The organism is Acidobacteriota bacterium, from assembly GCA_034211275.1.
GTDB lineage: Bacteria > Acidobacteriota > Thermoanaerobaculia > Multivoradales > JAHZIX01 > JAGQSE01.
Genome location: JAXHTF010000388.1, coordinates 1 through 1671, shown reverse-complemented (window position 1 = coordinate 1671; position 1671 = coordinate 1). Strand labels below are relative to the sequence as shown.

3 protein-coding genes are annotated in these 1671 nt (G+C 67.7%); 2 read left to right on the top strand and 1 reads right to left on the bottom strand.

All coding sequences use genetic code 11. The features are described 5' to 3' along the window. A partial coding sequence (locus SX243_26225; GenBank protein MDY7096484.1) for a hypothetical protein occupies positions 1-245 on the bottom strand: 245 nt, incomplete at its 3' end. A gap of 138 nt (positions 246-383) precedes the next feature. Here SX243_26225 and SX243_26220 point away from each other — a divergent pair. Together SX243_26220 and SX243_26215 are read left to right on the top strand one after the other, a co-directional pair. Then, positions 384-935: a TlpA disulfide reductase family protein gene (locus SX243_26220; protein ID MDY7096483.1), complete on the top strand. Its 552-nt coding sequence runs from the start codon at positions 384-386 to the stop codon at positions 933-935. A gap of 63 nt (positions 936-998) precedes the next feature. Further along, positions 999-1655 carry a DUF3014 domain-containing protein gene (locus tag SX243_26215; protein MDY7096482.1) on the top strand — a complete coding sequence of 219 codons (657 nt, stop codon included), beginning with the start codon at positions 999-1001 and terminating at the stop codon, positions 1653-1655. The last annotated feature ends 16 nt before the right edge of the window (positions 1656-1671 follow it).

The following is a 1671-nucleotide window of genomic DNA, read 5'->3' as shown; positions in this document are numbered from 1 at the left end:
GCCACCCTTGCCCAAGCCGTCACCGTCGTAGCCGAACTCCATGCGCACCTGGTGTTTTCCCGCCGGAATCTCTTCGATTGCTGCAGTGACAGGAAGAGGTCACCCCCGAGGCCGCCCGCGGTGAGCTCCAGCAGGACGGCGACCAAGTCACCGGCACCTTCCTCACCGCTACCGGCGACTACCGTTTCCTCGAGGGCCGCTACGAGCAAGGCCGGCTGCGCCTGTCCACCTTCGACGGCGCTCACGCCTTCCTCTTCGACGCCCGCGCCCAGGAGGACGGCACGCTGCAGGGCGACTTCTGGTCCCGGGATTCCTACCATGCCACCTGGACCGCCCGCCCCGCCGAGGAGGACGAGGTCCTGCTGCCGGACGCCTGGACGCAGGTGGGCCTGGGCAGCGACGGCAGCTTCGACTTCGCCTTCCCCAACCTGGACGGCGAGGAGGTTTCCATCCACGACCCGCGCTTCGACGGCAAGGTGGTGGTGGTCAACATCTTCGGCTCCTGGTGCCCCAACTGCAACGACGAGGCACCGTTGCTGGCGAAGTGGCATGAGAGGTACCGTGACCAGGGCTTCGAGATCATCGGGCTGGCCTACGAGCTCACCGGCGATGAGGAGCGGGACGCGCGCCAGGTGCGCCGCTTCGCCGATCGCTACAACCTCGAATACCCGCTGCTGCTGGCTGGCATCAGCGACAAGAGCGAGGCCTCCAAGACCCTGCCGGCCCTGAGCTCCATCCTCGCCTTCCCCACCACCGTCATCCTCGACCGCAGCGGCACCGTCCGCTCCATCCACAGCGGGTTCTCCGGCCCCGGCACCGGCGAGCACTACGAGCGCCTGGTGGAGAAGATGGAGGGGCTCATCGAGGAGCTGCTGGAGGAGCCGGCACCGGAAGAAGACAGCGCGGATGCAACGAACGGGGCAGCGGCCTCGTAGGATGGATTGGGAGCCGAGGTCCCGAGACCCGGCGTCACAGGTTGAGATTGGGAGCGAGGAAATATGACCGAATTCGACGATCAAGAGCTGGACCAGCCGACGACGCCGGCGCCCCCGGCACAGGACGAGGGCACTCCGTCCCGGTGGCCTCGGGTGCTGCTGGCGGTGGTCGTCGCCCTGGCCCTCATCGCCGCGGCCTATTTCTTCCTGGTGCTGCGCAACGACGACGAGCCGGAAGCGCCGCCGGAGCCGCCACCGCTGGCCTCGGAAGCCCCACCGCCCCCGCCACCGCCACCGGCGGAGGAACCGGAGAGCGACCTCGACCTGCCGCCCCTGGACGACAGCGACTCGCTGGTGCGGACCTTGGCCGGGCAGCTCTCGGAGAACCCTCAATTGGCCCGCTGGCTGGGAGTGGAGAGCTTGATTCGGCGCTTCACCGCCGCCGTGGACAATATCGCCGAAGGCACCAACCCCAGCTCCCACCTGGGCTTCCTGCGACCTGATGAACCCTTCGTCGTCCGCGAGAAAGACGGCCTGCCGCACATCGACCCCGCCAGCTACCGGCGCTACGACCGGCTGACGGAGGTCTTCGTATCGCTGGACAGCGAGCAGGCGGCGGAGCTCTACGGACAATTCAAGCCGCTGATTCAGCAGGTCGCAGGAAGCCCAGGTGGGAGCTGGGGTTGGTGCCTTCGGCGATATTGTCCACGGCGGCGGTGAAGCGCCGAATCAAGCT